4 protein-coding genes are annotated in these 7,278 nt (G+C 71.7%); 3 read left to right on the plus strand and 1 reads right to left on the minus strand.

The features are described from left to right. Window positions 1-143 precede the first annotated feature (143 nt). The gene (locus HW445_RS32795; protein WP_218956939.1) at window positions 144-404 is read left to right on the plus strand and encodes a hypothetical protein; all 261 of its coding nucleotides are present in this window, start codon (window positions 144-146) and stop codon (window positions 402-404) included. A gap of 190 nt (window positions 405-594) precedes the next feature. On the opposite strand, the gene ppdK is transcribed toward HW445_RS32795, so the two are convergent. Then, window positions 595-3,288 (minus strand): pyruvate, phosphate dikinase, encoded by a 2,694-nt coding sequence (gene ppdK, locus HW445_RS13500; RefSeq protein ID WP_308799060.1) that lies wholly within the window; start codon window positions 3,286-3,288, stop codon window positions 595-597. 1,063 nt (window positions 3,289-4,351) lie between these two features. Here ppdK and HW445_RS13505 point away from each other — a divergent pair. Together HW445_RS13505 and HW445_RS13510 are read left to right on the plus strand one after the other, a co-directional pair. After that, window positions 4,352-5,731 carry a hypothetical protein gene (locus HW445_RS13505; protein WP_180221270.1) on the plus strand — a complete coding sequence of 460 codons (1,380 nt, stop codon included), beginning with the start codon at window positions 4,352-4,354 and terminating at the stop codon, window positions 5,729-5,731. A 231-nt stretch (window positions 5,732-5,962) separates the two neighbouring features. Beyond that, window positions 5,963-7,201, plus strand: a complete 1,239-nt coding sequence (locus HW445_RS13510; RefSeq protein ID WP_308799058.1) for a glycoside hydrolase family 6 protein — start codon at window positions 5,963-5,965, stop codon at window positions 7,199-7,201. The last annotated feature ends 77 nt before the right edge of the window (window positions 7,202-7,278 follow it).

The raw sequence follows: 7,278 nt of genomic DNA on the forward strand, positions 1-7,278 counted from the left end.
CCGCAGGGCAGCAAGGGGAACCCGGCGAGCCCGGCGCACCCGGTGAGCCCGGGCCGGCGGGCCCCGCCGGTCCGCAAGGTGAGACGGGCCCCCAAGGACCTCAAGGCGAGCCGGGACCGGCCGACCCGGCGCGGTTCGAGGTGGTGACCGCCGAGGCGGTCATTCCATCGGCGCCCGGCACCGTCCAGAACTACGCGGTCCGGACGCCGCCCTGCCCGGCGGGCGACTACACCGCGGCGAGCGTCGGCGGGTACGTCGTCGAGCCGACCGAATACCCCGGGACCAACGTGGACCTCGTGGGCACCCGGTTGGACCCTGCCACGAATGCGGGCGTTGTGTACTGGGACCACACCGCTGTGGGCGACGTCTCCGTCGTGGTTTGGACCAACTGCCAGCGGGCCTGAGTGGACATGAGTGGACAGACGACGCGTGAAGAGGCGGCACCCCCGCACAGGGTGCCGCCTCCCGTGGTGCTCCGGGGCCGTCGTCGCCGGCCGGATGAGGGTCACGGAACATGACCGGTTCCGGCCCCGGGGCGGAACCCGGCCGGGCGGGGGCACATCCCCGCACCGGCCGGAAGCGAGACACTCCGCGTCAGCGGAAGTCGCTGCCCTCGGACTCCGTCGCCGCCCGGCCCGCCTCGAGCCGCGCCACCGGGATGCGGAACGGCGAGCAGGAGACGTAGTCGAGGCCGACCTCGTGGAAGAAGTGGACCGAGTCCGGGTCGCCGCCGTGCTCGCCGCAGACGCCGAGCTTGATGCCGGGCCGGGTGGCCCGCCCGCGCTCCACGCCCATGCGCACCAGCTCGCCCACGCCGTCCCGGTCGATCGTCTCGAACGGGCTGACGCCGAAGATGCCCTTCTCCAGGTACTGGGAGAAGAAGGATGCCTCGACGTCGTCGCGGCTGAAGCCCCAGGTGGTCTGGGTCAGGTCGTTGGTGCCGAAGGAGAAGAACTCCGCGGCCTCGGCGATCTGACCGGCGGTCACCGCGGCGCGCGGCAGCTCGATCATGGTGCCGATGGCGATGTCGAGCGCGGCGCCGGAGGTCTCCTGGACCTCGCGGATGACCTGCTCGGCCTCCTCGCGGACGATCTCCAGCTCCTGGACGGTGCCCACCAGCGGGATCATGATCTCCGCGTGCGGGTCGCCGCCCGCCGCCTTGCGCTGGGCCGCGGCCTCGGCGATGGCGCGGACCTGCATGGTGAACAGGCCGGGGATGACCAGGCCGAGGCGCACGCCGCGCAGGCCGAGCATCGGGTTCTGCTCGTGGAGGCGCTGCACGCAGTGCAGCAGGCGCTGCGACTCGGAGACGTCCTCGCCCTTGGCCTCGGCGACGGCGACCTTCACCGACAGCTCGGTGAGGTCGGGCAGGAACTCGTGGAGCGGCGGGTCGATCAGGCGGACGGTGACCGGGAGGCCGTCCATCGCCTGGAAGAGCTCGACGAAGTCGCCCTTCTGGAGCGGGAGCAGCTGCTCGAGGGCCTCCCCCTGCTCCTCCTTGTTCTCGGCGAGGATCAGCCGCTCGACCAGCTCGCGGCGGTCGCCGAGGAACATGTGCTCGGTGCGGCACAGGCCGATGCCCTGGGCTCCGAAGCGGCGGGCGCGGGCGGCGTCCTCGGCGTTGTCGGCGTTGGCGCGGACCTTGAGGCGGCGCTCGCCGTCGGCGAAGGCCATGACCCGGTGGACGGCCTTGACCAGCTCGTCGGCGTCCTCGGCGGCCGGGTCGGCCTTGCCCTCGAAGTACTCGACGACCGGCGACGGCACGACGGGTACCTCGCCGAGGTAGACCTTGCCGGTGGAGCCGTCGATGGAGATCACGTCGCCCTCGGCGACCACGCCGCCGCCGGGCACGGTCATCTTCCGCGCCTTGACGTCGACCTCGAGCTCCTCGGCGCCGCAGACGCAGGTCTTGCCCATGCCGCGGGCGACCACGGCGGCGTGCGAGGTCTTGCCGCCGCGGGAGGTCAGGATGCCCTCGGCGGCGATCATGCCGTCGAGGTCGTCGGGGTTGGTCTCCCGGCGGACCAGGATGACCTGCTCGCCGCGGGCGGCCCACTCGACGGCGGCCTTCGAGGAGAAGACGGCCTTGCCGACGGCCGCGCCCGGGGAGGCGGCGATGCCCTTGCCGGCCTGCTCCACCTTCGCGTCGGTGTCGAAGCGGGGGAACATCAGCTGGGCGAGCTGCGCGCCGGTGACCCGCTGGAGGGCCTCGGCCTCGTCGATCAGGCCCTGGTCGACGAGCTGGGTGGCGATGCGGAAGGCGGCGCCGGCGGTGCGCTTGCCGACGCGGGTCTGCAGCATCCACAGCTTGCCGCGCTCGATGGTGAACTCGATGTCGCAGAGGTCCCGGTAGTGGTTCTCCAGGGTCTCCATGATGTCCATCAGCTGGTCGTACGACGTCTTGTCGATCGACTCGAGCTCGGCGAGCGGCACCGTGTTGCGGATGCCGGCGACGACGTCCTCTCCCTGCGCGTTCTGCAGGTAGTCGCCGTACACGCCCTGGTGGCCGGAGGCGGGGTCCCGGGTGAAGGCGACACCGGTGCCGGAGTCGTCGCCCAGGTTGCCGAAGACCATGGAGCAGACGTTGACCGCGGTGCCGAGGTCGCCGGGGATGCGCTCCTGGCGGCGGTAGAGCTTGGCGCGGTCGGTGTTCCAGGAGTCGAAGACCGCCTTGATGGCGAGGTCCATCTGCTCGCGCGGGTCCTGCGGGAAGTCGCGGCCGGCCTCGGCCGTGACGATCTCCTTGAAGCGGGCGACGAGCTTCCTCAGGTCGGCCGCGTCCAGGTCGGTGTCGACACGGACGCCCTTGGCCTCCTTGGCCTCCTCGAGGGCCTCCTCGAAGAGGTCGCCCTCCACGCCGAGGACCGTCTTGCCGAACATCTGGATGAGGCGGCGGTAGGAGTCCCAGGCGAACCGCTCGTTTCCGGCCTGCTGGGCGAGGCCCTCGACGGAGGCGTCGGAGAGGCCGATGTTGAGGACCGTGTCCATCATGCCCGGCATGGAGAACTTGGCGCCGGAGCGGACCGAGACCAGGAGAGGGTTGTCGGCCTGGCCGAGCTTCTTGCCCATCCGGCGCTCCAGCGCGTCGAGGTGCGCACTCACCTCGTCACGCAGTGCCACCGGCTCCCGGCCGCTCTCCAGGTAGACCTTGCAGGCCTCCGTGGTGATGGTGAACCCGGGAGGCACCGGAAGACCCAGGTTGGTCATTTCCGCGAGGTTCGCGCCCTTGCCACCGAGAAGGTCCTTGAGGTCCTTGTTCCCCTCGGTGAAGTCGTACACGAACTTCACCTTCTCAACGCTTCCACCCGCCTGGTGGACCTCGCTGCGGTCTTTGTTCACCAACACTGTTCTCGACTCCTCGAGGACGCGATGACTGCCCTGACGGCGAGGAACATACCCAGATCCAGGGGTTATGGGTACGTGCGCCTTCGAAGTCATTGGCCGCTGAGGGGGTCGGACCGATGATCACCAAGTCAAGACTTGGCAAGCTTTGGGCGCAGGATGTGTTCACTACTTGAACGCAACCGGCCAGGAAGAGCGGGGCCTACGCTCAGATGAGCGGGGTTGTAGCTCGTCTGAATTTGACCGATGAACGATCATCCGATGGCACCGAGTGCCACGGCTTGATGAAGTGCAGTCATCGTCAAATTGCTCATCTGAGCGGTTCACCTATCAGGGGTGGCGAGAATCACGCCCTGAGGAGTGCCGGATTTCACCATCCGGACGCCCGGCGCACCTCCCGCCCGGCCTGCACACTTGGAGAACCCTTCACCCTCCGCCCTCCCGCGCCCGGCGGTCCCGTACGCCGGTCCGGACGGGGCGGAGGCGGAGGATTCCGGCCAGATCTCGGACGATCTTGCACGCCCTCCCCGGCGGCCGTGAGGACGCCGTCACCCGGCGCAGTGCGCCGCGTCTCACAGCCGGCCCGCGCCGGACGCGTCGCCGCAGGTCAGCCCCTTCACCGGTGCCGGTGGCGGACGCGGCGCCGCCACGGGTGGAGACGCGGACCCTTGTCTTTTGCGAAATGCCGATTACATGATGGTTTCGCGTGCTTAATAGACGTACCTCCCGGCAGACCTGACGGAAAGCGTGGTCCCCGTCACGTCTGCCCTTCGATGTCATCTCGTTGGAGAGAAGCCCGGTGGACACCCCTGCAGCCCGTGCCGACGTCGGTCACACCCGGCGGACGGAGCCCACGGAACCCCCCGCGGAGCCTGCGGATCCCGTCCACCTACCGCCCTCCCCCGCCCCCGACCTCGCCGCGGGCCCGGTCGCCCCGGCCGCCCCGGAGGCCGGGGCGGCCGCGTCCGCCGGAGCCCTCACGGCCTCCGAGACCCTCACGGGCGCGGCCCTGCCCTTCGACCCGTCCTCGCTCGCCGGCTCCCTGGACGCCCGGGCGCGCCTGGTGCTGGAGGACAACTGGCAGGGCTCCTCGACGGTGCCCTCGCGCTCCCTCTACCCGCACCAGTGGTCGTGGGACTCGGCGTTCGTCGCGATCGGCCTGCGCCACCTCTCCCCGCTGCGCGCGCAGACCGAGCTGCGGACCCTCTTCTCCGCCCAGTGGGACGACGGCCGGATCCCGCACATCGTCTTCAACCCCGCGGTGCCGCACGACGCCTACTTCCCCAGCCCGGACTTCTGGCGTTCCACCACGGCCGGCCGCCCCTCCGGCGCGCCGACGGTCGTCCAGACCTCGGGCATCGTCCAGCCGCCGGTGCACGCGCTGGCCGTGTGGCTGACGCACCGCGCGGATCCGGGCCTGTCCCGGACCAACGGCTTCCTGCGCCGCGCCTACCCGAAGCTGGTGTCCTGGCACAACTACCTGCTGCGCCACCGTGACCTGGGCGGCGGCGGCCTGGTCAGCGTGGTCCACCCCTGGGAGCAGGGGATGGACAACAGCCCTTGCTGGGACCCGCCGCTCTCCCGGGTGGCGCCGGCCCCCGCGGGCTCCTTCACCCGCGCGGACCTGGCGCACGGCGCTCCCGAGGACCGGCCCACGGACCTGGACTACGGCCGGTACGTGAAGCTGGCCATGGACTACCGGGACCGCGGGTACGTCGACGGCCTCGGCGGGTTCGCCGTGGAGGACCCGGCGTTCAACGCGCTGCTGATCGCCTCGGAGCACGCCCTGGGCCTGATCGAGACGGAACTCGGCATCCGTTCCACCGCGCGTCACGCCCGCGCGGCGCGGCTCACCCGCGCCCTGGTCGACCGGCTGTGGGACAAGCGGCACGGCCTCTTCCTCTGCCGCGACGTCCTCACCGGCGAGCTGGTCGAGGAGCACGGGGCGGCGGGCCTGATCCCCCTGATCCTGCCCACGCTGGACGAGGGCACCGCCGGCGCGCTGGTCGACACGCTCCGCGGCCCCCGGTTCGGCCTCGGCGTCTCCACCCGGCTCGTGCCGAGCTACGACCTGACCGGCGCCTGCTTCGACCCGCACCGGTACTGGCGCGGCCCGGCCTGGTTCAACGTCGGCTGGCTGGTGGAGCGCGGGCTGCGGCTGCACGGCCACGAGGAACTCGCCGCCGGGCTGCGCGCGTCCCTGGTCGAGACGGCGGGGTCCTCCGACTTCGCCGAGTACGTCGACCCGTACACCGGAGAGGCGTGCGGCGCACGGGAGTTCTCCTGGACGGCCGCGCTCACCCTGGACCTCCTGCACCGCTCGGAGGAGGCGCTCCACGACGTCGCGCGCTCCGTCCGCGGTGCGGCGGCGGACACCGCGCCGCGCTGACGGCGCCGCACCGCCCCATGCCTGAGGGGGAGTTCGCGAAGTTCCGCGAACTCCCCCTCGCGCATGGGGCGTTCATCCCGTTCGGAAGCCGGGGAACCGGAACCGTCCGCGCTCTTGACGTACCCGCCGACGCCTGGCTTGGATGGCGTGCGCACGCCACTGGGAGCGCTCCCAGTTTCTCCCTCGCACCTCCTCTCATCCCGTCCCCCACACGATTGCGAGAGTCCGACCGTGCGTTCCACTCCCAAGGCCAGACGCCTTCTCGCCGCGGCGGCCGCGGCCGCCGCCCTCGCCGGCCTGTGCGTCACCCCGGCGTCCGCGCAGACCGCGCCCGCGGCGTCCGGCGGCACGAGCGCCCCGGCCGCCGCGGCGTCCACCGGGCACACGCTGACCCCGGGCACCAAGTTCTACATAGAAGGCGACAGCAAGGCCTTCGCGCAGGCCCTCACCGACCGCAGGGCGGGGGACACGGCCAACGCGAAGCTGATGGACGCGATGGCCTCGTACCCGGTCGCGCAGTGGTTCACCGGCTCCACCACCCTCCAGCAGACGACCGACGCGATGGGCCTGCTCCAGGCCAAGGCCGCGCCGCAGCAGCGGGTGCCGGTCACCGTGGCCTACAACGTGCCGGGCCGGGACTGCTCGCAGTACTCCGCGGGCGGCGCGTCCAACAGCGCGGAGTACGCCGCCTGGGTCGACGCCCTGGCCAAGGGCATCGGCGACCGCAGGACCGTGGTCCTGCTCGAGCCCGACGGGCTTGCCCTCTCCCCCACGTTCTGCGGCGGGACCGCCGAGCAGCAGACCACCCGGCTCGAGGAGATCAACGACGCGGTGGACCGGCTGGGCCGACAGCCCGGCACGGCCGTCTACCTGGACGCCGGTCACAGCTCCTGGCACGCCGTCGGCGAGATCGCCCAGCTGCTCATCGACGGCGGGGTGTCCCGGGCGCAGGGCTTCTTCCTCAACGTCTCGAACTACCGGACCGACAGCGAGCTGATCCGCTACGGCACCCAGATCTCCCAGTGCATCTGGTACCTCGGGAACACCGAGGGCGCCGCGCCGGGTGACTGCCCCAACCAGTGGTGGCCGGCCGCCGACGCGGACAGCTGGTACGCCTCGCACGTGCCCGCCGACGCCCGGCTCACCCACTTCGTCATCGACACCAGCCGCAACGGCAAGGGCCCGTGGACGCCGACCGTGTCGTACCCGGACGCCCAGGACTGGTGCAACCCGCCCGGCCGCGGCCTCGGTGTGCGCCCGACCAGCCAGACCGGCGTCCCGCTCCTCGACGCCTACCTGTGGGTCAAGGTCCCCGGCGAGTCCGACGGCAGCTGCACCCGCGGCACCGCGGGCCCCGAGGACCCCGAGTACGGCGTCGTGGACCCGGCCGCCGGCGCCTGGTGGCCCGACCAGGCGCACGACCTGGCGGCCAGGGCCGTCCCGGCGCTGACCTTCAACACGAACTGGTAGACCGAACGCACCGCACGCACCGCACGCACCGCACGCACCGCACGCACCGCACGCACCGCACGCACCGCACGCACCGC

It is taken from the genome of Streptomyces sp. UH6, assembly GCF_013421635.1.
GTDB lineage: Bacteria > Actinomycetota > Actinomycetes > Streptomycetales > Streptomycetaceae > Streptomyces > Streptomyces abyssomicinicus.